Origin of the sequence: Actinoplanes sp. NPDC049118 (assembly GCF_040648555.1) — a bacterium.
Classification (GTDB): domain Bacteria; phylum Actinomycetota; class Actinomycetes; order Mycobacteriales; family Micromonosporaceae; genus Actinoplanes.
In genome coordinates this window covers 1-23,482 of record NZ_JBEZDY010000029.1, presented here as the reverse complement: position 1 = coordinate 23,482, position 23,482 = coordinate 1, and the positions used below count along the sequence as shown (strand labels likewise).

General features: G+C 68.9%; 21 protein-coding genes and 1 tRNA gene. 11 read left to right on the top strand and 11 right to left on the bottom strand.

The genetic code is table 11. The annotated features are described in order from the left end of the window. Positions 1–17 precede the first annotated feature (17 nt). Entirely contained in the window at positions 18–3,095 is a 3,078-nt protein-coding gene (locus AB0B58_RS34260; protein ID WP_360232495.1) for a DUF3427 domain-containing protein, read from the top strand. A 4-nt stretch (positions 3,096–3,099) separates the two neighbouring features. Here AB0B58_RS34260 and AB0B58_RS34255 read toward each other — a convergent pair whose 3' ends face one another. The 4 genes from AB0B58_RS34255 to AB0B58_RS34240 form a co-directional block, all read right to left on the bottom strand. After that, the gene (locus AB0B58_RS34255) at positions 3,100–4,266 is read right to left on the bottom strand and encodes a PQQ-binding-like beta-propeller repeat protein (RefSeq protein WP_360232492.1); all 1,167 of its coding nucleotides are present in this window, start codon (positions 4,264–4,266) and stop codon (positions 3,100–3,102) included. Between the two features lie 111 nt (positions 4,267–4,377). After that, positions 4,378–5,124, bottom strand: a complete 747-nt coding sequence (locus AB0B58_RS34250) for a phosphoribosyltransferase family protein (protein WP_360232489.1) — start codon at positions 5,122–5,124, stop codon at positions 4,378–4,380. Beyond that, a complete protein-coding gene (locus AB0B58_RS34245; protein WP_360232486.1) occupies positions 5,121–5,807 on the bottom strand; it encodes an alpha/beta family hydrolase in 687 nt (228 codons plus the stop codon). The genes AB0B58_RS34250 and AB0B58_RS34245 overlap by 4 nt, the downstream gene beginning before the upstream one ends. 66 nt (positions 5,808–5,873) lie before the next feature. Next, on the bottom strand, positions 5,874–6,662 hold the full coding sequence (locus AB0B58_RS34240; RefSeq protein WP_360232483.1) for a TetR/AcrR family transcriptional regulator: 789 nt from the start codon (positions 6,660–6,662) through the stop codon (positions 5,874–5,876). Positions 6,663–6,743: 81 nt separating this feature from the next. Here AB0B58_RS34240 and AB0B58_RS34235 point away from each other — a divergent pair, with 81 nt between their 5' ends. After that, positions 6,744–7,205, top strand: a complete 462-nt coding sequence (locus AB0B58_RS34235; protein ID WP_360232480.1) for a VOC family protein — start codon at positions 6,744–6,746, stop codon at positions 7,203–7,205. A 6-nt stretch (positions 7,206–7,211) separates the two neighbouring features. Here AB0B58_RS34235 and AB0B58_RS34230 read toward each other — a convergent pair whose 3' ends face one another. Beyond that, positions 7,212–7,742, bottom strand: a complete 531-nt coding sequence (locus tag AB0B58_RS34230; protein ID WP_360232477.1) for a TIGR03086 family metal-binding protein — start codon at positions 7,740–7,742, stop codon at positions 7,212–7,214. Positions 7,743–7,889: 147 nt separating this feature from the next. Between AB0B58_RS34230 and AB0B58_RS34225 the strand changes: the two genes are divergently transcribed. From AB0B58_RS34225 to AB0B58_RS34215, 3 genes are all read left to right on the top strand, one after another. After that, entirely contained in the window at positions 7,890–8,669 is a 780-nt protein-coding gene (locus AB0B58_RS34225; RefSeq protein WP_360232474.1) for an NUDIX domain-containing protein, read from the top strand. A gap of 230 nt (positions 8,670–8,899) precedes the next feature. After that, positions 8,900–9,256 (top strand): hypothetical protein, encoded by a 357-nt coding sequence (locus tag AB0B58_RS34220; RefSeq protein ID WP_360232471.1) that lies wholly within the window; start codon positions 8,900–8,902, stop codon positions 9,254–9,256. Between the two features lie 14 nt (positions 9,257–9,270). Then, positions 9,271–10,392 carry a hypothetical protein gene (locus AB0B58_RS34215; RefSeq protein ID WP_360232468.1) on the top strand — a complete coding sequence of 374 codons (1,122 nt, stop codon included), beginning with the start codon at positions 9,271–9,273 and terminating at the stop codon, positions 10,390–10,392. 91 nt (positions 10,393–10,483) lie between these two features. Here AB0B58_RS34215 and AB0B58_RS34210 read toward each other — a convergent pair whose 3' ends face one another. Continuing rightward, a complete protein-coding gene (locus AB0B58_RS34210; RefSeq protein WP_360232465.1) occupies positions 10,484–11,602 on the bottom strand; it encodes a calcium-binding protein in 1,119 nt (372 codons plus the stop codon). A 702-nt stretch (positions 11,603–12,304) separates the two neighbouring features. Between AB0B58_RS34210 and AB0B58_RS34205 the strand changes: the two genes are divergently transcribed. Next, entirely contained in the window at positions 12,305–13,261 is a 957-nt protein-coding gene (locus AB0B58_RS34205) for a hypothetical protein (RefSeq protein WP_360232462.1), read from the top strand. 62 nt (positions 13,262–13,323) lie between these two features. Beyond that, on the top strand, positions 13,324–13,602 hold the full coding sequence (locus tag AB0B58_RS34200) for a helix-turn-helix domain-containing protein (protein ID WP_360232765.1): 279 nt from the start codon (positions 13,324–13,326) through the stop codon (positions 13,600–13,602). 211 nt (positions 13,603–13,813) lie between these two features. Here the strand turns inward: AB0B58_RS34200 and AB0B58_RS34195 are convergent, their stop codons facing one another. Further along, on the bottom strand, positions 13,814–14,728 hold the full coding sequence (locus AB0B58_RS34195; RefSeq protein ID WP_360232459.1) for an aldo/keto reductase: 915 nt from the start codon (positions 14,726–14,728) through the stop codon (positions 13,814–13,816). A gap of 168 nt (positions 14,729–14,896) precedes the next feature. Here AB0B58_RS34195 and AB0B58_RS34190 point away from each other — a divergent pair, with 168 nt between their 5' ends. Beyond that, positions 14,897–15,763, top strand: a complete 867-nt coding sequence (locus AB0B58_RS34190) for an AraC family transcriptional regulator (protein WP_360232456.1) — start codon at positions 14,897–14,899, stop codon at positions 15,761–15,763. Positions 15,764–16,084: 321 nt separating this feature from the next. Here AB0B58_RS34190 and AB0B58_RS34185 read toward each other — a convergent pair whose 3' ends face one another. Further along, positions 16,085–17,257, bottom strand: coding sequence for a calcium-binding protein (locus AB0B58_RS34185; RefSeq protein WP_360232453.1), 1,173 nt, complete (start codon positions 17,255–17,257; stop codon positions 16,085–16,087). 690 nt (positions 17,258–17,947) lie between these two features. On the opposite strand from AB0B58_RS34185, the gene AB0B58_RS34180 reads away from it, so the two are divergent. Next, positions 17,948–19,135, top strand: a complete 1,188-nt coding sequence (locus AB0B58_RS34180; RefSeq protein WP_360232762.1) for an acyltransferase — start codon at positions 17,948–17,950, stop codon at positions 19,133–19,135. A gap of 797 nt (positions 19,136–19,932) precedes the next feature. Here the strand turns inward: AB0B58_RS34180 and AB0B58_RS34175 are convergent. The 3 genes from AB0B58_RS34175 to AB0B58_RS34165 all read right to left on the bottom strand — a co-directional run bounded on the left by AB0B58_RS34175 (position 19,933) and on the right by AB0B58_RS34165 (position 20,892). Continuing rightward, positions 19,933–20,304, bottom strand: a complete 372-nt coding sequence (locus tag AB0B58_RS34175) for a Uma2 family endonuclease (protein ID WP_360232450.1) — start codon at positions 20,302–20,304, stop codon at positions 19,933–19,935. Positions 20,305–20,313: 9 nt separating this feature from the next. Beyond that, positions 20,314–20,517 carry a Uma2 family endonuclease gene (locus tag AB0B58_RS34170; RefSeq protein ID WP_360232447.1) on the bottom strand — a complete coding sequence of 68 codons (204 nt, stop codon included), beginning with the start codon at positions 20,515–20,517 and terminating at the stop codon, positions 20,314–20,316. 302 nt (positions 20,518–20,819) lie between these two features. Then, positions 20,820–20,892, bottom strand: a tRNA-Arg gene (locus AB0B58_RS34165). Positions 20,893–21,387: 495 nt separating this feature from the next. Between AB0B58_RS34165 and AB0B58_RS34160 the strand changes: the two genes are divergently transcribed. Together AB0B58_RS34160 and AB0B58_RS34155 are read left to right on the top strand one after the other, a co-directional pair. Continuing rightward, the gene (locus AB0B58_RS34160) at positions 21,388–22,314 is read left to right on the top strand and encodes a hypothetical protein (RefSeq protein WP_360232444.1); all 927 of its coding nucleotides are present in this window, start codon (positions 21,388–21,390) and stop codon (positions 22,312–22,314) included. Positions 22,315–22,427: 113 nt separating this feature from the next. After that, positions 22,428–23,183: an acyltransferase gene (locus AB0B58_RS34155; RefSeq protein WP_360232441.1), complete on the top strand. Its 756-nt coding sequence runs from the start codon at positions 22,428–22,430 to the stop codon at positions 23,181–23,183. Positions 23,184–23,482 lie beyond the last annotated feature (299 nt).

Here is a 23,482-nt window from a genome sequence, read left to right as displayed (position 1 = left end):
CACGCTATGTTGCCGGCGTGACGGACCTTCCCGCGGGCGCGTACGAGCACGTCATCACGCACGGGATCGAGCGGAGGCTCACCCTGGTCGACCGGGATCTCGTCGATCGGATCGGGCTCGACCCCGTCGATTCGCACGAGGTGCTCGCGCGGCACATCACCGCCATCGCGGAGCGCGCGCTCAGGGCGGTCCCCGGTCAGGGTCCCGCACGGCTCGCGGCGCAGCTCGACCTCGCCAACCACATCACGGCGGCGATCCAGGCCGCGGTGCCCCGGGCCGTCCAGCCGGACGACCTCCTGCGTACGCCCGCCGAACTGCTGACCGCGATCGTCCCGCGTCCGGCGGCGCCGGCCGAGGTGGTGTTTCCGGCGCGCCCGGAGACCCCGCTCGCCTCAGGAGCGCTGCTCACCAACGGCCGCGGGCAGCCTCGCATCGGCACCGAGGTCAACAAGGAGATGGCCTCCGCGGACGAGGTGCAGTTGCTGTGTGCCTTCATCAAGTGGCACGGCGTGCGCCTGCTCGAGGACTCGGTTCGCCGGCTCATCGCCCGCGGCGGCAGCCTTCGGATCATCACGACTACCTACCTGGGCGCCACGGAGCAACGTGCGCTCGACAGGCTCGCCGAGTTGGGCGCCGAGATCCGGATCTCGTACGAGACCCGCACCACCCGGCTGCACGCCAAGTCGTGGATGTTCCTGCGAAACAGCGGCGCCGGCACCGCGTACGTCGGCTCCTCGAACCTCTCCAAGAGCGCCATGATCGACGGCCTGGAGTGGAACGTCCGCCTGTCGCAGCTTCAGCAGGACGCGGTGGTCGAGACGATCAGGGCGACCTTCGTCGAATACTGGAACGACCCGGCATTCGAGTCATACGACCCGCGGAACCCCGCCGACAGGGAGCGGCTCGACACGGCGCTCACCAGGGCGGCCGGTCCCCGGCCCGGCGATCTGCCCATCGACGTCACCAGCATCGACGTCCGGCCGTACCCCTACCAGCAGGAGATCCTCGAGCGGCTCGACGCCGAGCGTGCGGTGCACAGTCGCCGGCACAACCTGGTGGTCATGGCCACCGGCACGGGCAAGACCGTCGTCGCCGGCCTGGACTACCGGCGTCTGCGGCGGGCCGGCATCGATTCCCTGCTCTTCGTCGCGCACCAGGAGCGCATCCTGCACCAGAGCCAGGCGGTCTTCCGCCAGGTCCTCCGCGACGGAACCTTCGGTGAGTTGTTCGTCGGCGGTGCCCGGCCCAAGCAGTGGCACCACGTGTTCGCCTCGGTGCAGTCACTGCACCAGATCGTCGACGAACTCGACCCGGAACGCTTCGACATGGTCATCGTCGACGAGTTCCACCACGCCGAGGCGGCGACCTACCGTCGCCTGTTGCAGCGGCTCCGGCCGAGGATCCTGCTGGGGCTGACGGCGACACCCGAACGCGCCGACGGCCAGGACATCCGGCACTGGTTCGACGGCCACACCGCCGTGGAGCTGCGCCTCTGGGAGGCGCTCGAGCGCCAGTTGCTGGCACCGTTTCAGTACTTCGGCGTGCACGACGAGGTCAACCTGTCGGGCCTTCGGTGGAAGCGCGGTCGCGGCTACGACATCGGCGAGCTGGAGAACGTCTACACCGGCGACGATGCCCGCGTGCGTCTGGTCATCGCGGCGGTCAACAGGACCGTCGACGTCGGGCGCATGCGGGGACTCGGCTTCTGCGTCAGCATCAAGCACGCGGATTTCATGGCCGAGCGCTTCAATCGGGTCGGCATTCCGGCCCGCGCCCTGCACTCGAGGGTCGACGCGGCCGAGCAGCGCGAGGCGGTCCGTCGGCTCGAGCGCGGCGATCTCAGCATGCTGTTCACCGTCGATCTCTTCAACGAGGGCGTCGACCTTCCCAGGGTCGACACCATCCTGATGCTGCGCCCGACCGAGAGCGCCACCATCTTCCTGCAGCAGCTGGGACGAGGTCTGCGGCTGTCGGACGAGAAGCCGTGCCTGACCGTGCTCGATTTCATCGGCGGTCAGCACGGCCAGTTCCGATTCGACCTGCGCTACCGCGCTCTCACCGGCGCGACCCGCCGCACCCTCGCCCACGACGTCGAGCATGACTTCCCGACGCTGCCGGCCGGCTGCCACATCGAGCTGGACCGGGTGGCCAAGAAGATCGTTCTCGACAACATCCGGACGGCTCTGCGGCTCCAGCGCAGGGAACTCGTGGCCGAGCTTCGCCAACTGCGGGACGTGACGCTCGCAGGGTTCCTCGCGGAGACCGGCTTCGAGGTCGAGGACCTCTACCGCCGCAAGAACGGCCGGGGCTGGACGGGTCTTCGTGAGGAGGCCGGGCTCGAGGACCCGGGCGCGGGCGATGACCTCCTACTCAGCACGGCCATCGGACGGATGCTGCACGTCGACGACCCGGATCGACTGAGGGCCATGCGCCGGCTGGCCGACGGCGAGGCGGTCGGCGGCCGGCTGGGTGCGATGCTCAACCAGTCCCTGTGCGGCGACCCGCACGAGGACAGCGCGCGGCGTCTCGCAGCATTTCCCAAGCGTCGCGCGGAGCTACGCCAGATCGCTGACGTGCTCGAATCCCGCATCGCGCGCGTCACGGTCCCGGTGGATCCCACCGGTGCCAATCCGCTGCGCATCCACGCCCGCTACTCCCGGAACGAGATCGGCGCTGCCTTCGGGATGGCCGACCCCGCAAACATCCGTGAGGGCGTCAAATGGCTGTCCGACGAGAACGCCGACATCTTCTTCGTCACGCTCACCAAGACCGAGGAGCACTACTCGCCCACGACGATGTACCAGGACCGCGCGATCACCCCGACGCTGTTCCAGTGGGAGTCGCAGAGCACGACCTCCTCGGCGTCGCCAACCGGCCGTCGCTACACGAGTCACGTCCGGGGCGGCTCGTCGGTGCATCTCTTCGTCCGGGACGTCAAGGACGCGGACGGCGACCTGGGGGTGCCGCCGTACCTCTACGCGGGCCCGATGACGTATGTGAGCCACACCGGCGACCGGCCCATGCGCATCCAGTGGCAGCTTGAGCACGCCCTGCCCGCCGACGTCTTCCATGCCGCGCGGGTGATCGCCGCCTGATCCCTCAGAGTGCGTATCCGAAAACGGACTCTCCCCTGGTCAGGTAGATCCAGCCGGCCGCGACGACGACATTTCCGCCGTCCATGCCGCCGAACTGCCGGCCCGGCGAGGCCACCTTCCCGTTCGCCGCGTTCACGATCCCCAGCGGCTCGCCCGCGTCGACGGCCGTGTACAGCAGTCCGCCGGCCCGAACCGGCTGGCCGGTGTCGCCCTCGAATTGTGCCGTCCATGCGCGCCGGCCGGTTCCGGCGTGCAGCGCCTCGATCCCGTTGGTGATCACCCGGTAGACCCGACGGCCGTCGGCCGCGATCAGGTTGCTGGCCCGCCCCGCCGCCGTCCAGATCACCGACCCGTTGACCGGGTTGATGCAGATCATCGCGCCCCCGGCGCCGGAGGCGTAGAACCGGTCTCCGGCCGGTGTCGCCGCCTCCGCGTTCCAGGCGACCGACTTGCTCCACAGTGTCCCGCCCGTCGCCGTCGACACCGCCCGGGTTTCCACGCGCGAGGTGCTGCCGATCAGCAGGCGTCCGCCCGCCGAGACTCCCGACGACCGGTAGTCGTCCAGGCTCCACCGTTCCCGGCCGTCGCTCACCCGGAAGCCGATCACCTGCGGGGTGTCGGACATCGACGCGCCGGACACCACCGCCGTCCCCTCGTCGACGACAAGCGATTCCAGCGGAATGGACGTGCTCGTGCGCCACGCCTGCCGGCCCGAGACCGCGTTCAGCGCCATGATCGCGCCGTTCGGGTCGCTCTGGGACTGGCAGCCGTGGTTTGCCGCGAGTACCAGCCCGCCGGCGACGGCCAGGTGCGGCGTGCTCTCGTCCTCCGGGTTGGCCCAGGTGTGCCGCCAGGACAACCTGCCCGTCCTGGCCTGGTACGCGGCTATGCCCGTGCCGTCGGTCACGAAGACCCGGTCGCCGGAGACCAGCGGTTCCGACGGGCCCGAGCACGACCACTCCTGCGAGGACGCCAACGCCGACGTCCAGCGGAGCTTGACGGAGTTGATGCTGCCGGCGTTGATCACCGACTCGCCCGGGTTGTAGTACGTGTTCCCGGCGCCGTAGCCGGGCTGCGCCCACTGCGCCGTCGCGGGGGCCGCGGCGGCAGCGGCGGGGGCGGACAGCATCGCGGCGGCCAGCAGCGCGGCGGCAGAGAGTCGGGCGTGCATGGTTCCTCCACGGGGCTTTTGCGGCATTTGTAGATGTAAGGTAAGCCGCTACACCCGGGCGTCGGGCGACAAATCCGCAAAGGGAATGACAGAAGGACGACCCATCGCCTCCTACCGGTGACGTCCTCTCAGCGGCCGCCGAACGTGGCGTGCCGCCTCGGTCGTTTCGGCCTGCCTCCGCTCGCCGGGCGGCTGCTCGCCCGAGCGGGCGGGAACCCGCGTCGCCTGGCCGAGCGCCCGCTCGACGTCGGAGTCGTCGAGCTGACCGAAGTCGGCGTACCACTGCCCCACGGCGCAGAACCGTTCGGGCGCGTGCAGGTAGACCACCAGGTCGGCGTCGTCGGCGAGCAGGTCGCGGGCTTCCGGGGAGCAGACCGGCACGGCCAGAACCAGTCGGTATGGGCGCTGAGCGCGCAGCCATCGCAGCGCGGCGCGCGCGGTGACGCCGGTGGCCAGGCCGTCGTCGACCAGGACGACGCTGCGACCCGTCACGTCCGGTGCCGGGCGGCCGGCCCGGTAGCGGACGGTGCGCCGGGCCAGTTCGGCGCGCTCGGCGGCGACGGTGCCGGCCAAGTCCTCCTCGGACAGGCCGAGGTACCGCAGGGCGTCCTGGTCGAAGATCGGCGGGCCGTCCTCGGCGATCGCGCCCACCCCGTACTCCGACCGGCCGGGGGCGCCGATCTTGCGGGCGATCACGATGTCCAGATCGGCACCGAGCCGCCGGGCGACCGGGACGGCGACCGGCAGGCCGCCACGCGGCAGCGCCAGCACCACGAAAGGCCCGGCGTCGGCCGGCACCTGACGCGCAACCTGCTCGGCGAGCGCCCTGCCCGCCGCGTCGCGATTCGCGAAGATCATCGCTGCGCTCCCGTCGCCGACGCCCGCCGGGGACGGAGCAGGATGTCGCCGAACCACCGCCCCGCCTGCTCGGCGACCTGCTCCAGCGTGCCCGGCTCCTCGAACAGGTGCGTCGCGGTGGGGATGATCCGCAGCTCCGTCGGTGCCCGCAGGAAGTTCCGGGCCTGCTCGTTCAGCTCGCGGACCTCCGCGTCGCGCTCCCCGACGATCAACAGCGTCGGCGCCGTGACCTCGGCCAGGGCCGGACCGGCCAGATCGGGACGGCCGCCGCGGGACACCACGGCCCGGACCGCGCCGGGCCGCGCGGCGGCGGCGACCAGCGCCGCGGCCGCACCGGTGCTCGCCCCGAACAGACCGATCGGCAGCGTCTCGGTCCCGGGCCGCCCGCGCAGCCAGTCGATGATCCCGACCAGGCGGTCGGCGAGCAGCCCGATATCGAACCGCAGCCGCCGGGTACGCGCGTCGGCCTCGCCCTCGTCGGAGGTGAGCAGGTCAACCAGCAGCGTCGCCAGTCCCCGCCGGTTCAGCGCCTCGGCGACGGCGCGGTTGCGCGGACTCTGCCGCGAACTGCCGCTGCCGTGCGCGAACAGCACCAGCCCGCCGGCGTTGTCGGGCAGGCTCAGATCCCCGTCGAGTTCCACGCCCGCCGCCGCGATCCGGGCGGCCGTCGTCCACGTGGCCATCTGCCTCTCCCCCTGTCTCGTCGTTGGCTCGGACTCCGGAGGGATGGGAACGCCTGCGACCAGGGATTATGTGCCCTCTTGGTCCGGTTTTGAAACCGTGTTCAGGCGGGCGGCGGTCACGAACGACTCGATGCCGTCGAGCACGCGTTGCAGACCGAACTCGAACGCGTGCTCCGGGTCGTGGAGGCCCTCGTAGTACCGGGCGGCCGAGGTTCCCACGCGTACGGCGAGGGAGTAGCGCTCCCTGTCGAGGACCCGGTCCAGCAGCGGCGCGAGCTCGGCCCACCACTCGTCGTCGCTCTGCCCGGTCCGCTCGGACATGGTCGTCCACTCCAGCAGGTTCGCGGTCGCGTCGCGCACGTACCCGAGTACGAGCGTGAGCGCCGAGTCCATCTCGACGTCGGTCAGGCCGATCCCCTCGAGGGTGCGCAGTTCGGCGTCGTACTTCCCGATCACGCCCGGGCCCTGGGGCGGGCGCCGGGGAAAGGCCCTCAGCAGCCAGGGATGGCGCTCGAACATCGACCGGTTGGATCGGGCCACCCGCTCCAGGCGTGAACGCCAGTCGCCGTGGCCGGCGTCGTCGTAGCGGACCTCGGCGCTGACGCTGTCGACCATCAGGTCGAGCAGCTCCTCCTTGCTGGACACGTGCCGGTACAGCGACATCGTGCCGACGCCGAGCCGGTCCGCGACGCTCCGCATGGACAGCCCATCCATGCCGTCGGCGTCGGCGACCTCGATCGCGGCGGCCGTGACCTGGTCGATGCCGATCCCCGCCCGGCGGCCCCGGCCGGAGTGTGCGCGGAGGTTCCACAGCAGCTCGAGGGTCCGCACCGGGTTCCTGCGGTCATCGACCATAGACATCTCCCTTGTTTGCGTATAGCGTACCCAAATCAGTTTGCGTACAGCATACCCAAATGAATGGACAGGGGGCGCGACATGGTCGCAGCAGCATTCCGGGTGGGTCTGCGGGTCGCCGACGTCGAGGCGGCCGCGACGTTCTACCGCGGGTTCGGATTCGCCGAGGTGGGCACCGTCCCGGATGCCGAGGGTCGTCCGGTGATGACGATCCTCGACCGAGGAGGCGTGCACCTGATCGTCGACGCCCTGGTAGGCATGCCGTTTCCCGACAGCGAACGCGAACGCCAGACCCGGACGGGGCCACGGGGCCTCGGGGTGGCCATCGGCCTTGGCGTGGACGACCTTCCGGCCAGCTATGCGTACTGCCGAAGCTCCGGGTGCACGATCACCAGCGAACCGATGGACGAGGCGTGGGGAGACCGGGTGTTCGAGTGCGTCGACCCGTTCGGGTACGTCTGGGAGTTCTCCCAGCCGATCGCAGACGGGCCGCCCATCGACGGCTTCGCGGCCGTGCAGGAAAAGTGGTTCGGGGGTGAATGACCCCGGTCAGCTGACCTTGCGGCCCAGGCAGGCCGCCAGGCGTTCCAGGACGGGCGCGTCGTCGTCGACCGGCTGCGGCGGCGCGAACGGGCTGCGGTCCGACCGCACCGCCGGCAGCGCGGCCAGGCTGAACGCCAGGGCCTGCTCCACCACGTCGTCGGGGTAGTCGGCACGCTGGCCGGTGGCGCGGGCGATGTCCCAGCCGTGCACCACCACGTCGGCGATCCGCAGGTGCAGCGCGACCATGCCGGGAACCCGGCCGAACGGCACCTCGACGACCTTGTCCAGCGCGCCCGGCGCGCGGAACGCGGCGAGCATCCGCTCGGCGCTGTCCACGTAGCCGTCGGGCTTCCCGCCCTGCCCGGACAGGGACGCGGTGAACAGCGCGTTGCCGGCGACGACATGATCGACCAGGGCGCGGACGTCCCACTCCGCGCAGGGTGTGGGTTCGGTCCATTGGTCCGGCGCGATGCCGGAGATCAGGCGGCCGGTCCGCTCGACGACATCGGCAAGCTGGTCGACGGTGGGCTCGCTCATGCTGCTGCCTCCCTTGTGGACGTGTTCGGAGCATAGAACCCCCGGGTACGGCGCAACCCATGACACACGCCACACGTCCGCAAACGCGGGCACCGTCATACCCCGCCGATACGGTCGGGCGTGCCGAACGACCCGAGGAGGACATCGGTGAGTGCCGCCGGCCCTGCCCTGAAAGACGCGTTGCGGACCACGATCGGCCGGCGGCCGCTGCTGCTGCTCATCGAGAGCCAGACCAACGGCCTGAGGGACTCCCACACCGACGTCACCCTCTGGTTCGTCCTCATCGGCGACAGCACCGCGACCCTGAAACCCGATCCGGCCGAGATCCACGCCGTGCGGTGGGTCCGCCTCGACGCCGCCGCCACCTGGGCGCCGCAGAGCCCCGACACCGCACCAGGCCTACCGGCTCGCCGCCAAGCTCACCGCCGCGTTGACGCGCCCCGCCCCGCTGGAGTCCTCATGACCGACCGGCACCTCAGCATCGTCGACCTGCACCTCGTCGTCCAGCGCGCCGATAGCGGCCGGATCCTCCTGCTGCGGCGGGCCAACACCGGCTACGGCGACGGCCGGCTGCACCTGCCGTCCGGGCACCTCGAGGAGGGCGAGTCGATCACCGAGGGCGTGATCCGGGAGGCCCGCGAGGAGACCGGCATCGACGTCGCCCCCGGCGACCTGCGATTCCTGCACGTGATGCACCGCGCGGGCGAAGGCGGCCCCGACCGGATCGGGTTCTTCTTCGCGGCGGCGGCCTGGACCGGCGAGCCCTACAACGCCGAACCCCACAAGTGCTCCGAACTCGTCTGGGCCGAACCGCACGACCTGCCGGCCGACACGATCGCGTACCCGGCGGCCGGGATTCAGCGAGGCCGGCGCGGCGTCGCCTGCTCGACGTTCGGATTCAGCCCGGACATCGACGTCGTCGCGTGATGACCCTTGTGGACCGTCTCGGCGGCGCCGGCGCGGGCCGGGTTCCAGGAGGTGCACGCGCTGCCCCGCGGGTGCGGCGTAAACAAACGTCGATCGACCTGCGGGCACCCGCGCTGAGCTGCGACAATGACTGTTTCTGGCGATGGTCGTCGTTGGTGAGGGGTCGGGTCGTGGATCCGTTCGGGTTGGGTTTTGATCCGCAGTCGGTACCTGCGGTGACGAAGGCGGTCGTGCCTTACATCGTGGCGGCGGTGCGGTCGTTCGGCGGGCGGCTCTGGTCGAAGGCGGAGGACGCCGCGGTCGACGATGTCGCCGGGTGGGGGTCGCGCCTGGCGCTCAGGCTTCGCGCCGAGGACTCCGCCGGTGCCGGCTTCGTGGTGGTGGAGGCGGTCGATGACGTGTTGGCCGACCCGGAGAACCCCGACACGCACGCGGCCTTGCGGGTGAAGGTCGGCAAGGCGTTGACCGGGTCGCCGAGGTTGCTGGCCGACATCGTGGATCTGCTCCGGCAGGCGCAGCAGGCCACCCTGGCGGGCGACCGGTCCGTGGCGGTGACCGACCCGCCGGTTCCGCCGGCGGGTACCTGAGCTGAATATGCCGTTTGCCCTATCCCTGCCACGGGTCTCTCAGCACTAGCGTTGCCGGCGAGCTCAACGCTTTCAGCGCCCTACTGGCGACCCTGCTGTCCTTGCCGTCGATAGCGCCTGCCCGGGCTATATCTCGCCGCGCGGTTTCCGCCCCCGCGTACGCGGATGGGCAAGCCAGCACCATCGGCCGGAACGAAAGGCAGAAAATGATGGGGTTCGAAAACGCGGCCAAGCCCAATGAGTATCCACAATCGACGGTGCGACGGCTGCTCATCGTCGGCGGGGCGGTGGCGGCGGTGCTGGCCGGTGCGGCCGCGCCAGCCTCGGCCGCGGTCCCCGGCCATCGGGTGGTCGTCACGACGAGCGGCTTCGACGCGACCGACTTCAAGACCGCACCCGACGCGGCCTGCCCGACCGGCAAGAGACTGATCGGCACGGGATACACCACCTCTTCCGGCCTCGGCAATGAGATCGCGGTGGATGAGGTCATCCCTGTCGGTAGCCCGGACGCGGCGCCGACATCCGCCCGGGTGGGCGCCGCAGAGTCGGACGTCACCGCCGACCGGAGCTGGAACGTCTCCGCGAGCGCCATCTGCTCCGACCCATTGCCGGGACTGCAGCGGGTCCTGGCCAACAGCGCCTTCAACTCGAATCACTCCAAATCGGCGACCGCGCAATGCCCGGCGGGCAAGCAACTGACCGGCACCGGGTACAGCATCAACGGCTCCGCCGGCGAGATCGTGATCGAACGCGTCCAGCCCAACAACGGCCCGTCCGCGGCACCGACCGCCGTCTCGGTCCACGCCACGGAGTCGGACCCCGTCGCCGCCTCCTGGAGCGTGCAGGCGTTCGCCGTCTGCGCCAACCCGCTGCCGGGCCTGGTACAGGTCGCGCAGCAGAGCAGCGCCTTCGACTCGACTCAGACCAAGAGCGCGACCGCGAAGTGCCCGACCGGCAAGATCCTGACCGGCACCGGCTACCTGACGATCGCGACCAGCGGCGTCGGCGGCGAGCTGACGATCGACAGCGTCCGCCCTGCCGGCCTCGGCGGGAGCGTGGAGGTACGTGCCGTGGAGGAGGACCCGTTCGGGGGGAACTGGCGGGTGGATGCCGTCGCCATCTGCGCCAACCAGTAGCGGTTGATTCCCGACCCGGTCACAGCGGCCCCACCGGCATACCGGTGGGGCCGCGTTCCCGCTCGTCGGCCGGTGGACTCGCAGTCGACCGTCAGTGCTTCTCGCAACCGGTGGTGCGGGCGAGGACGAGCACGACGCAGGTGTCGCCGACGGCGGTGTTCGTGCCGCCGTCGAGCAGGTCGGTCACCTCGTCGAACTGGTCGTAAACACCGGGCAGGTCGTTGCCGTCGAGCCAGTCGTCGCCGGCGCCGCCGTACATCTTGTCGACGCCCCTGTGGCCCAGCAGAGTGTCGTTGCCGCCGTTGCCGTGGATGGCGTCGTTGCCCTCGCGGCCGTCGAGGTCGTTCGCCTTGCCGTTGCCGACGAGCCGGTCGTTGCCGCGACCGCCGAGCAGGTTCTCCACGTCGGCGCCGATGGTGTCGCCCTCGCCCTTGCGGCCGTCGTCACCCTTCCTGCCGTCGAGGTCGAGGCTCACCGCGCTCTTGTAGTGGGTGTATCCGGCCGAGTCGACGCCCGGGCCGCCCAGGTAGAGGTCGGCGTCCTTGCCCGCGTGCTGTCGCGAGTTGTAGTAGTCGTCGCCGGACTCGCCGTAGAACTTGTCGTTGCCGGGGCCGTTGGTGAAGCTGTCACTGCCCGCTGCGCCCCAGGCCACGTCCGTGCCGGTGCCGTCGTCGAGCCCGTCGTCACCGGCGCCGCCGTAAAGCTTGTCGTTGCCCGCCTCGCCGTAGAGGGCGTCGTTGCCGCCGCGGCCCTTGATGACGTCATTGCCGGAGCGGCCGTAGAGCCGGTCGTGGCTCGGGCCGCCGGTGAGCTTGTCGTGGCCGGTGCCGCCATCGGCGGTGATCGGCAGGTCGGTGCTGTTGACGATCGTGTCGTTACGGTCGTAGGCGTAGACGCGCAGCCGGGTCGGCGCCGCGGCCGGCGTGCAGCGCGCCTTGGTCTTGTCGCCCTTGACCCGCTTGCAGCCGGCCCCGACCTTGATGGCGACCCGGTCGTCGACCGTGATCGTGTTGCCCTTGCGGGTCAGCGTGATCTTGCTCTGCTTCCCCTTGGCGGTTTTGTACTCGACGACCGTGCCGTCGACGACGGCCAGCAGACCGGCCTTGCCGACAGCCTGCACCGGCAAAGCGGTCAAGGAGAGCGACGCGGAGACAGCGACGGCCGCGGTCAGGGTCACAGCGGCACGCAGCCGCCATGGAGCCGGTGGCATATGGATCCTTCCCGCTGGAGTTTCAAGGTGCCCGCAGCATAGTGTCGCAACGTCCAGTCCAGAATGGACAATGCGCAAACCTGAGCTGGGCAGATCGCGTGCGATACCGCACGGACGGATTCGTCCGGATCGTCCAGCGCCCGGAACGCCGCAGCTGCGGCCTCCGTCATCGAGGACCCGCCACCGCACAACCCACGCCGGCGACCTTCGGGCCGCGGCCCGATCTACGCCGACGTCACTGGACCCCGGCGGGCCATGACCGGGACCCGAGCCAGCCATCCCGTCGCCCTCGACCCCCCAACTCAGGAGCGGGCACCCGCCGGTGCCCGCCGCGTCAAGGCGGCCTTGACACCCGGCGCGTCTGCTCGGCTTGCCCTGGCGAGGGTGACGGTGGCGCGCGCCATCCCGGAGCCCGGAGCGCCCGCATGAGATGCAGTAGCCGCGACTCGCCTACGGCCTCTGACGCTGCGGGGCCCGCAGTGCTCCCAAGATGCCGGTGCTCCGACGGCGCTCGGTGAGCGGAGGCGTAAGCACGAGAGAGCCCTTCGCACGTGAGTGCGCCCGCCGGCCTCACTGCGGAGCCTGGCGGACGGTCCTCCTCCGTTCGGCCGTGCGGTCGGCTGGCTCGGGGGACGCCATGGGAGTTGATCAGCGCCTAGCGTCTGACCGGTGCGCGGACTCGGAGCTGGCAGAAGAACGATCGTGCCTGGTGATCGCGACCCTGGCCTGAGCGACGACCCGGGCGCCGCGGCCGGCGAGCTCGGGCAGGCGACCCAGCCACCGCCGCTCGACTCGGACGAAAGCCGGTCGGCGACCCCGCAGCGGCGGGGCTGGCTGGTGCCGGTCTGTGCCGTAACGGCCGCGATCCTGGCCTTGGGAGCGCAGGATTTCGCCACTCACCAACCACCACCGCCAGAACCCGCACCGGCAACGGTGACCGTTCCAGCGGGGCGGGCCGAGCTGATCGTCCGGGACGGCGATCTCGTGGAGGCGAGCGGTTCGGTCGTGGGTGGGGAGCTGTGCGCGCCGACCCCGGTCTTCAGCGATCCCTGCCCGTATGGCATCTGGGCTCCGGGCGTCTGGCCGACGGGCGGCGCGACGCTGCGCGGCCGGTGGCATCAGGGTTGGCTGTCCAACATCCGGCGGATGCCGTACGCGCCCACGTCGGCCGGCACACTCGAGGAATCCGATCTGCCGGACACCCCGCCGTGTCCGGCGCCGGCCGGTGGCTGGCGCGACGGCGAGGACTGGGTCGACGACCAGGTCCACGAATATCTGCAGGCGCATGCCGACCAGTTCGCGGAGCCGTTCGCGACGCACGTCGGGAACGCCCGCATCCTGGTGGTCGAGGTCGTGAGCGGCGACGTGGACCAGGCCCGGGCGGCGCTGACCGCGATCTACACCGACAACCTCTGCGTGGTCGCCGCACCCGGCGGGCACAGCATCGCCGCTGAGAACAGGCTGCAGGCCACCACCGGCGAAGCGGTCGCGGCGCTGATGGACGGGACAGGGCGGTCGGGCATCTACATGGCCAGTTCGAAGGACGGCAAGATACGGGTGATGATGGTCCAGCTGACGCAGCCGCTGTACGACAAGCTTGCCGCGATCGGCCTCGACCACCTGATCCTCGACCCGTGGATCCGCCCGGCCGGCCCGTAGCCCGCCTACTGCGCTTTCCGATAGAGCCACTACTCAACCGCCTCGACGGCCACACCGTGGAGATGGACAGACCTTGCCGCGTTGACACAAAGCATGCGTTTGTGTTTTTGGCGTTTGCGGTACTTCGAACCATGGTGACGACCAGTGGCGAACTCTTGCCCACCGGCGAGGTTGCCAAGCTCTTGGGCGTCTCCCGCCAGCAGGGGGTGAACCTCTGCGAGCGAGGGGACCTGCCGTTCGTCATGGTCGGCAAGCACCGCAGGGTCGAACGCAGCGCCGTCGAGGCACTTCGCCGACCCAAGCCGAGGTTGACGGCGATCAACTCAAGTTACCGACCGTAACGATCCCCGGCTTGTCATTGGTCGTCATAACCCCGCGCTGAGCTGCACAAACAGCGCCATGGCGCGATCAAAGCTTGCGGTGGTACTCAACGCTTGGCAGTGGTTTTCGGGGGGGGGGGTAAACGGGGGCCTCCCGGCGCCCGGCGGCGGGCCGCAGGTTGGTGCCCTGGCCAGGGGCACCACGAACCGGGCAGCACGCAGCGGCCAGGGCTCAGGGAGCCTTGGTGGGATCCCCCATGGGCCAGGCAACCCCGTCGCCGCGGTCCATCTTCTCGATTGCCGCCATGTCCTCGTGGTCGAGGCTGAAGCCGAAGATGTCGGCGTTCTTCCGGATGCGTTCGGGGTTGGTGCTCTTCGGAAGCACCGGGTACCCCTGCTGGACGGCCCAGCGCAGCAGGATCTGCGCCTCACTGACGCCGCACTTCTCTGCCATGACTTTGAACAGGGCGTCCGCCTGCTCGCCGTCCGCCTTCATCTGGTCCGTCTTCGCGCTGTCCTGCCCCTCGGCGGTTCGCCAGGTGGACAGCGGCACCAGGCTGCTGTAGGCGATGGGTGTGACCTCGTTGTCGTTGAGGTACCGAACCAGGTCGGGCTTCTGCGACCACGGATGGAGCTCGATCTGGTTGGCGTCCGGCGTGGGCAGGCCCGCCGTCTTCAGCTCCTCGATGTGTTTGGCGCTGAAGTTGCTGACACCGATCGCGCGCGCCTTGCCTTTCTGCTGCAGCTCGACGAGCCCTCGCCACTGGGCGAGTCGCTGGTCGCGTTCGAACGGGGCGTGAATCAGGTAGAGGTCCACGTAGTCCAGTTCCAGCCGTTCGAGGCTCGCGTCGAGCGACGCCACCGTGGACTCGATGGTCTTCGCCGGCTGCCCCCACGCCGGGTTTCCGGGCCAGAGCTTCGTGGTGACGAACAGGTCGCTTCTCTGCAGCCCTTCGGACGTGAGTGCCTGCCTGATGCCCGCCCCGACGCCCGACTCGTTCTGATAGCCCTCCGCGGTGTCGATGTGCCGGTAGCCGGCGCGGATGGCCTCACCCACCGCTGCGGCGGCCTCGTCGTCCGCGATGAGGTACGTGCCGAAGCCGAGGTACGGGATCTCGACATCCGCGGTCAGCGCTCGGGTCTTCATGCATTTCTCCTTGGAGCTCGACAGGTGACGAAAACCTACCGACCGCTGGGGCCGTGGCGCCTGCCAACTCCTCCAGACCGCTTGCCTATTCCTACACATGCCAGGAGAATGCGCCGGGTCCCCGGCTAGTGCGGCGCGCCGGTCCAGACAGTCGCGGGAGGCCGACGCATGCACCTGGAACGACTCATCGAACAGGCTTCCCGTCACCTACCGGCAGCCCCAAACGGCCAGCAACAAACCGCCCAGCCGATCGACGGTCTGCAGATCGTCCGACACCACGTCCCGAGTACGTTCGAAGCCTCGTTGTACGAGCCCGTCCTGTGCCTGGTCCTCGAAGGCGGCAAGCAGGTCGCGATCGGCGAGCAGACGTTCTCGCTCAGCCCGGGCGAGTGCCTCCTGGTGAGTCACGGCATGCCCGTGCGATCCAGAATCACAAAGGCTTCGTACCTCGCGCTGGTCGTCGAGGTTGACATCGCCACCGTCAGGGAACTCTACGACAAGATCGCAGACTCAGCGCTCGACAGCAAACGCGCGCGCTCGGCGCAGACACATCGGGCGGATCCCGGGCTGCTGGATGCACTGGGTCGATACGTGGCACTCGCCCAATCGCCGGTGGACGCGAAGGTACTCGGCTCGCTCACCTCGAAGGAGATCCACTACCGTTTGCTGATGGCTCCGTTCGGTGGCATGCTGCGCAGTCTCATCCGCCACGACAGCAACGCGAGCGCCATCGCCCGCGCTATCGGTTTCATCCGCGATGACATCCGTTCGCCGATCGCCGTCCCGGATCTGGCAAGACGAGTCAGGATGAGCGCGTCGTCATTCCACAAGCACTTCAGGACGATCACCTCCACAACCCCGCTGCAGTACCAGAAGGAGCTTCGCCTGCTGGAGGCACGGCGACTCCTCACGACAGGCGGCGCCTCGGTCACCGCAGCCGCCTTTGATGTGGGCTACGAGAGCCCGAGCCAGTTCAGCCGCGAGTACGCCCGCAAGTTCGGGGTTCCCCCGAGCCAGGATCTGGCTCCCGGGTGATCGTAGGGTCGGTGGTGATCTCCGCGTTCCGGCCGGTGAGCGCGGTCAATGCGTCTCGTTCGGCCGCCGACGGAGGAGTGCCGGGCGCCCGCCGGCGGCCCAGCCCACGCGACCGCGGCAACGGACCCCGAACCTGATCCGCCGACCGGTGTTATCGGGGGGGGTTTCGGGGGACAGTTCATATCCGCCAAAACAAACAGGAGGCCCTGACCAGCGTTCCCGCTGCTCAGGGCCTCACGTTGGCGCGCCCGAAGGGACTCGAACCCTAACCTTCTGATCCGTAAATCATGCAGGCCTGGAGTAGTGGCTGTTCGCGAAGTGTTACCAGGGCTGGAACGTCTCGCAGGAGATGAGGGTGACGGTCTCGTATCGGCCGTTGCACACGTCGTTGTCCGCGCCACCGTCGAGGAGGCCGACACCGTAGTAGACGAAGAGGACGTCGTCGCCCGCCTCGCCGTAGAGCTTGTTGTCACCGTCGTCACCGCGCAGATCGTCGTTGCCGCCGCCGCCGAGAATGGTGTCGTTGCCGTCGAAGCCGCTGATCTCGTTGGCCGCCGCGTTGCCAACCAGGCGGTCGCTGCCCGAGCCACCGCTGAGCAGTTCAACGTCGGCACCGACGGTATCGTGCTCGCCAGCCACGCCGTCGTCACCGGAAACGCCGTTCAGGGAGACGGCTAGGGGCTTCTTGTAGCCCTGGTATTCGACCAGGTCCCGGCCGGCGCCACCGAGCAGCACGTCGGCGGAGACCTTGCGGTCGTCGGGGTCGCCGTACAGCTGGTCGTGGTCGGCGCCACCCTCGATGCGGTCGGCGCCGTACCAGCCGTTGAGGAAGTCGTTGCCGTTATCGCCGTACAGCTTGTCGTTGCCGTTGTCGCCGAACAGGTCATCGGCGCCGTTGCCGCCGCGAATGACGTCGTTGCCGGCGCGGTCGGGCGCGTTGATGCAGTCGCTGTCGCCGAGGACCCGGTCGTTGCCGTCACCCGCGGAGACGTAGTCGGACCCATCACCGGCGTAGATCAGGTCGTTGCCGCCCCCGCCGTAGATCTTGTCGTTGCCGGCCGCCCGGTCGCAGACGTCCTCGCCGTGCAAGACATCGGCCTTCGGGCCGCCGACGAGCGTGTCGTTGCCCGAGCCCCCGTACGCCACGATCTTGAGGTCGCTCTTGTTGACTACCGAGTCGTCCCGGTCGTAGAGCTTCACGATCACCTTGGCGGGTGTCTTCGTGGTCTTGCAGCGAACCCGGGTCTTGTCGCCTTTGACCTGCTTGCAGTTCTTGCCGGGCTTGACGGCCACCCGATCGTCGATCGTCACGGTCCGCCCGGAGCGGGTGATCACGATCCTATTTTTGACCTTGGTGTCGGCCGAGAACGAGACCGTGGTGGCACCCGCGGACACCCATCCGTAGCTCGACGCCGCGGCGGGGCCGGCGACGGCCGTAGCAGCAATGGTGGTGGCGGCCGAGAGAAGCAGGGCCGAACAGACTTTGCGCAACATCGAACAATCCCCCGATATAGATATCGCCTGCATCTTAGGGGTCATCGAAGTCGAACGGGGCGTCAGGTGGCGGCGGGTTGTTGAGCGCCCCGGGCACAAGCCTGCGCCCACAAGCTCGCGGCGCGGCTAGCCCAGCCATGGTCATCGCTGGCGAGACGGTCGATCTCGGTGTGCGGGCCGGCGAACAGATAGGTCGATCCTCGGGAGAGCGGCGCGCTGCACGAATCCGGACTCCGCTCGATCACTCGACATGGCGCTCACACCGCGCCGGAGTACGGCGTTCCCTACCTGCGCTGGTGGAGCGGACACCGGGATGCACGCGTGGCAAGGCTATGTCGAGCCGCGGGAACCGCCCGTGCTACCACGAGCTTTGGCGCTGAGGCCGCAGGAACACGTGCCGCTATCTGTACACATAGGACTGTTGAGAAATGGCCGTTCGGCTGGTCGTTCTCATTTGCCTTTGCGCCCAATGGATGCCCCCCCCCGAAGGGCCCGGTGGTCGCGCAGGAAATAGACACATGCCTGTAGCTGGCCTCCTGGGGACGTCGGCCAGGGAAGGCGACAGCCCCAAGAATCCGGCGTGTTCCACCCTCGCCACAACCCGCCGCCATCCTGCGCGGAGCCGAGTAATGGCCGTCACCCTGTCACGACAGTGCTATGGGACGCCCGATACTGTCTGGCACCGTGACGATGACCCAGCAACGTCCGAAGCCAGCCGAGTCAGCCACGGCGCCGACTCCCGGCGGACTCCACACCGGACGGATCGCGGTCATCGATGGGTTACGGCTGTTCGCCGCGCTGATCGTAGCGCTGTACCACTACACCGCCCTGAAGACGGCGATGGGACCGGTCTGGGACGTGCCCCGCGGGGAGGTCTTCCCGGTCCTGAGCCGGGCCGGGGCGTACGGGTGGCTGGGTGTCGAGCTTTTCTTCATGATCAGCGGGTTCGTCATCTGCATGAGTAGTTGGGGCCGCACCCCGGAGGCGTTCGCCCGCTCCCGGATAGTCCGGCTCTTCCCCGCCTATTGGCCCGCCGTGTTGATCACCACCGCGGTTGTCACGCTCTGGCCGACCGTGCAGCAGCATGCCAGCGTCAAAGACGTACTGGTGAACCTGACCATGCTCAACGACCCGCTGAACGCCGAGCGGGTCGACGAGGCCTACTGGACGCTCTGGGCCGAGGCGAAGTTCTACCTCTTGTTCGCGGTGGTGCTGCTCTGGCGCGGCCGCGGCCTCACACTGCGAAACACGATCCTCTTCGGGTACGGGTGGCTGATCGCCGCCACGCTCACCGTCAACGCCAAGCAGCCGGTGCTCACCGAGATCCTGCAGCCGGTCTACGCGCCCTACTTCGTCGCCGGCATCGCCTTCTACCTGATCCACCGCTTCGGCCCCGACATCCGGCTATGGGGCCTGGCCGGCCTCTCCTTCGCCCTCGCCATGAATGCGGTCAACGTACGAATGACGAACCGGGACCTCAACCCGCACATCGGGATGCTGGTCGTCGCACTCTTCTTCGCCGCCCTTGCCGTGATCGCCCTGGGCTGGACGGACCGGATCCGGTGGCGCTGGCTCACTACCGCCGGAATCCTCACATATCCCTTCTACCTGATCCACGAGAACATCGGCTGGACGATCATCCACGCCACCCGTGACCTGGCACCGCGCTACGTGATCCTGGTGGGCGTCCTTCTGCTCATGCTCGGTGCCGCCTGGCTGCTGCATCGACTGTTGGAAAGGCCGATTGCCGGCTGGCTCAGGGCCAAACTCACCCCGCACCCCGGTGACCCTGCCTCACACGATCAGAACTCGACCCTGGCCCAGCCCTCGGATGACGAAATCCGGCTTCGGCCGGGACACGTACCCGTATCACGCTGACCATGATCGCTCTGGGTTCGCCGAACAGGGACGCGCGGCGGGTGACCTGCACGCGGACGGTGCGCTCCCGGCGATGTACTGGTCGGCAGACGCAGTAGGTGCCCTAACCTGCCGCGCACCGGGCATCCGATTCGGCAGGGGGTTCGATACGCTTGGAGCTGTGACTGCCGATGCTGGCTGCGGCCCGGTCGGGACTGTTGTCCCCTACCGTGCCGAGGAGAGCCACCGGTGGAGTTCGAATTTCCTGAGACCCTCGATGGTCCCGACCTGAACGCGCTGACCGCCCTGGAGAGCGACGCGGTCACGGCGTTCGACGCGCTCCGAGACGATCCTTTGTTTCACCGCTGACGGGTTGGCGCGGCTTCGCGAGCTGGCTACTTCGTGCGGTCGGCGCGCTCCCACAGGGGGCAGATCGAGCCGGCTGCCCGGGCGGCGGCGTCCGAGTTGGACGATCTGGGACGCAACCGTGCACGGCGGGTCGACATCCCGGACGGCGCCGGTGAGGATTCGCCCGCCGGGAACGGCGCCTCGACCGCGCCGGACGACCGCGAACCAGACCCGGCCAGCGAAGCGGAGCCCGCCGCAACTGCCGCGCGGTCGGCGCCACGCAGTCGGCAACCGCAACGCCTCCACAACGCGAATTCAGGCCCGCAGCCTTGATCGCTGCATGGTGATGAAATGGGCGGCAAGAGGGCTGCGGTTACTCGGATCGCGTCCCGAGTCCAGCCAACCGCACCCCGAAGTCATGCAAATTTCCGCCAGCGAGGAGGGCAACGTGAAGGATGAACCGATCAGCCTCATCCGTTCCAGCCCGTGGATGATGCGCGTTCTCCAGGCGGTACGTGATGAACCCGTCCCCGACGTCTGGACCGGCGCGGGAGTCCTTCGAGACCTCGTCTGGGGCGAGCGTCACGGACTCGGCTTCTGCCCTGAACGGGTCCCTCTTCAGGGCCCGACTCGTACTCGCAGGTCTCGCCGTTGAGAATGTGCCGGTGTACGGCGGCGACGCCGTCGCGCTCGATGATCCAGTAGCGGCCGATCCCGGCCTTGGCGTACTCCACCTTCTTGACGATCCGGTCGGTCACCTCGGAGCCTCGGGACACCACCTCGACGGCGAGCAGCAGCCCGGCCGTGCCGGCGTAACTCGAGCGGGCCGCACGCGGCGGCATACCCTGCGCCTACACCGTCAGGTCCGGCACTCGCCCACCGCCGACGTCAATGCCGCAGTCCGTGACCACCTGCTCCGGACCGAAACCGTTGGCCAGCAACCAGGCGAAGATCCGGGACACCAGCAGCGCGTGCTCAGGATCCGCGGGCGGCACAACCGTGAGAACGCCCTCAGGGCTCAGCTCGTAACGGTGGTTCTCGTCCGCCGCCGCCATCGCGGCGAGTCTTCCAGCGTTACCTGCGTCGGCATCGCCGCACCCACGACCGCAGCACTCATCGTGCCTCCGGCTGGCATCCGCGATCCGAAGCGCCGACGCCACGGCCAGCGTCACGCTGGCCGAAAATCTGCCGCGACCGGCGAGGCGACAAGCCCGGTTCGAGGATGGATGGACACGCCGTCGACACGCGATCACCATCCGATCACCACGGTCCCACCAGGCGGGATTCCGAGAGCCGGATACGGGAAAGCACAAGGCCGTGATCAGCGTTTGCGCTGGTCACGGCCTTGAAGGCTCTGTGCGCCCGAAGGGACTCGAACCCCTAACCTTCTGATCCGTAGTCAGATGCTCTATCCATTGAGCTACGGGCGCTCACATAACTACTCTCCGTACTGGCGCGCGGTGATGCGTCCAGCGGGTCGCGGTTACGTTTCCGCTGGTCCAGGCCTTGTGGTGCGCTGAACCATCTAGGCGACGACTCTAGCATGCCGACGAGTCCGGCCCGCGTGCTGGTGGGTGGCGCGCCGGGCCGCGCAGCGGCCCAGCCTCCGATCACCAGCAGGGTTCCCTTCGTGCCGGCCGAACGCCCTGGCCATGTTTGCACAGCCCAGCGCCCCGGCCCGGCCGTCGCCGTCGCGGGGCGACAGGGTGGACCTCCACCTACCCATCCCTGCGGACCGCGCCCGTGATCCGGAGTCCGGATCAGGCCGGTAGCCGCGCCGGTCAGCACGGTCGGACACCAAAATCGGCGGACGGGGGACACCCCCGTCCGCCGATCCGCTGAGTGTCCACTGTCCCACCCTGTCCGCTTCGTCGTTATCGTTGTGAATAGAAGGCACAAAACCATATATGCGGGGGAGAACCCCAATGACCGATCAGTTCGAACTCGTCGGCGCCGAACGCACCACCGTCACCGCTCGCGGCGCGAGGGAGTGGAAGACCAGGCTCTTCGAGGACGGCACCGTCGAGATTCAGCTACTGCCCGATCACGCCACGCCCGGCACGGCGCTGCGGATCGGCTTCCACCCGACTCCCGCCGATTACAAGCTGTGGCTGTCCAAGCTGCCCACCCCGTGGTTCACGCGGGTGTTCCACTCCGGAGGCAAGGGCCTGCCGGCGTACACCGGCAACGTCGCGATCTCGGGGCTGCCGGCCGGCACGATCCGGCACATCAGCTACAAGGACCGGGTCGCCCCGGCCGCGATCACCGCGTTCCTCGACTCCATTCCGGCCGGGACCCGGGTGTGGCTGACCTGGTACCACGAGGGCGACATCGATTGGGCCGGGGACGTCGACGGCTACGTCGGCTACTGGAAGCTGCTGCGTGAGACGGTCGACGCCCATCCGGCCCGGCCGTACGTCACGCTGATCAACGTGCACACCCTGTACGCCTCGCGGTACAAGCGCCGGGAGATGGACTGGCGGCGGTTCATGGTGCCCGACCTCGCGGACGTCGACAGCTGGGACTGTTACCGGCCCGCAAGCGTCGACGCGTACGAGGCGCCCGAGACGCTGCTCGGCCTGCCGATCGCGGCGCGGCGCGAGTTCGGCGTGCGCACCCACATCACCGAGTTCGGCACACACCCGACCCGATGGGACACCGACGGCACCTGGCAGGCCGCCTGGTACCGCGAGGCGTGCGCGTACCTGGACGGGGCCGGCGTGGAGGCGGTCGGATTCTGGTGCAACGCCGACGGCCAGTTCGACTACCGGCCGACCAAGCCGAGGGTGCTCGAGGAGTGGAGGTCGCTGATGAATCAGTACAACGCCAAGGCGCGCATCGAAGTCGATTAGCGGCCGAGCGGCCGGGCCACCCATGGTCGAAGTGCCTGGTCAAGGGGCATATATGATCGCGCCGCGCCACGGAAAGATCTCCCGCGCACAGGACCGGCGAGGAGGTTCGACCGATGGTGACGACGCTGCGCGGATCGGACATTACTACCTATAGCGATGCAAACGGCAACACGATCACCGGAACGCCGATCACGAACAACAATGCGGTCATCGAGTTCATGGGATCGAACTGCCACGTAACCTTCGACGACACGTTCACCCTGCACGGCAAGATCAGCTTTCGCAGGGACAACGGCACCGTCCGGATGGGCAGGCGCTCCAGCTTCCGCGGGCTGATGAGCCTCGGCCTCGACTGCTCGGTGACCTTCGGAGACTCCGTCTACTGCGGGCTCAACCTGCAGATCACCACCGCGGAAGCCACAAGCGTCACCCTCGGCAACGACCTGCTGATCGCCAACAACTGCGTCATCCGGTCGGACGACTCGCACCCGATCTACGACGGCGTCACCGGCAACCGTATCAACCCGTCGGCGTCCATCACCGTCATGGACCACGTCTGGCTCGGCCAGGAGTCGCTCCTGATGCCCGGCGCCCGCATCGGCAAGGGGAGCGTCATCGGCGCCCGCAGCATGGTGACCAAGTCGCGTCCCGTGCCGGCGCACTGCATCGCGATCGGCGCACCCGCCAGGGTTCAGCGCACCAAGATCAAATGGACCAGAAAGCACCTGCAGGTAAGCGACGACATCCCCGACTCGATCCCGTCGGTGTTCAGCGCGGACGACGTGCGTCCCGCCCGCGCCGCCCACACCGTCCGCCGGCGGCCGGTCCGCCGCTGGGCGCGCTCATTCCTCGGGGCTCTTCGCAGCTGATCCCCGCCGATCCGCCGAGGTGGCAACGGCGACGGCCGGCGTGACACTGGCTCGTGGCGACGCGATCCCGAGCCGGGCCGTGGCCGATCGCTGCCATGGCAGAGTCCGACCGGCCTGATTCCTCCACCGGCATCGACGGGCCGGTAGGACATCGGCATGCCTTTGCCACATCCCGCTCGGCATCCGCGCCGGTGACCTCGACTAAGGGCGTGTCTCATTTGGATGGTCATGGATCTGCGGCATGATCTCTGATTCGTGATCGAAGACATGGTCCGTACCTGGGCGCCGGACGACCTGTG

What these genes read in the sequence shown, in the direction of transcription:
- AB0B58_RS34255 (WP_360232492.1), bottom strand. Translation starts at nt 4,266, where the DNA reads ATGCACGCCCGACTCTCTGCCGCCGCGCTGCTGGCCGCCGCGATGCTG.
- AB0B58_RS34250 (WP_360232489.1), bottom strand. Translation starts at nt 5,124, where the DNA reads ATGATCTTCGCGAATCGCGACGCGGCGGGCAGGGCGCTCGCCGAGCAG.
- AB0B58_RS34245 (WP_360232486.1), bottom strand. Translation starts at nt 5,807, where the DNA reads ATGGCCACGTGGACGACGGCCGCCCGGATCGCGGCGGCGGGCGTGGAA.
- AB0B58_RS34240 (WP_360232483.1), bottom strand. Translation starts at nt 6,662, where the DNA reads ATGGTCGATGACCGCAGGAACCCGGTGCGGACCCTCGAGCTGCTGTGG.
- AB0B58_RS34235 (WP_360232480.1), top strand. Translation starts at nt 6,744, where the DNA reads ATGGTCGCAGCAGCATTCCGGGTGGGTCTGCGGGTCGCCGACGTCGAG.
- AB0B58_RS34230 (WP_360232477.1), bottom strand. Translation starts at nt 7,742, where the DNA reads ATGAGCGAGCCCACCGTCGACCAGCTTGCCGATGTCGTCGAGCGGACC.
- AB0B58_RS34210 (WP_360232465.1), bottom strand. Translation starts at nt 11,602, where the DNA reads ATGCCACCGGCTCCATGGCGGCTGCGTGCCGCTGTGACCCTGACCGCG.
- AB0B58_RS34200 (WP_360232765.1), top strand. Translation starts at nt 13,324, where the DNA reads ATGGACAGACCTTGCCGCGTTGACACAAAGCATGCGTTTGTGTTTTTG.
- AB0B58_RS34195 (WP_360232459.1), bottom strand. Translation starts at nt 14,728, where the DNA reads ATGAAGACCCGAGCGCTGACCGCGGATGTCGAGATCCCGTACCTCGGC.
- AB0B58_RS34190 (WP_360232456.1), top strand. Translation starts at nt 14,897, where the DNA reads ATGCACCTGGAACGACTCATCGAACAGGCTTCCCGTCACCTACCGGCA.
- AB0B58_RS34185 (WP_360232453.1), bottom strand. Translation starts at nt 17,257, where the DNA reads ATGTTGCGCAAAGTCTGTTCGGCCCTGCTTCTCTCGGCCGCCACCACC.
- AB0B58_RS34180 (WP_360232762.1), top strand. Translation starts at nt 17,948, where the DNA reads ATGACCCAGCAACGTCCGAAGCCAGCCGAGTCAGCCACGGCGCCGACT.
- AB0B58_RS34175 (WP_360232450.1), bottom strand. Translation starts at nt 20,304, where the DNA reads ATGCCGCCGCGTGCGGCCCGCTCGAGTTACGCCGGCACGGCCGGGCTG.
- AB0B58_RS34170 (WP_360232447.1), bottom strand. Translation starts at nt 20,517, where the DNA reads ATGGCGGCGGCGGACGAGAACCACCGTTACGAGCTGAGCCCTGAGGGC.
- AB0B58_RS34160 (WP_360232444.1), top strand. Translation starts at nt 21,388, where the DNA reads ATGACCGATCAGTTCGAACTCGTCGGCGCCGAACGCACCACCGTCACC.
- AB0B58_RS34155 (WP_360232441.1), top strand. Translation starts at nt 22,428, where the DNA reads ATGGTGACGACGCTGCGCGGATCGGACATTACTACCTATAGCGATGCA.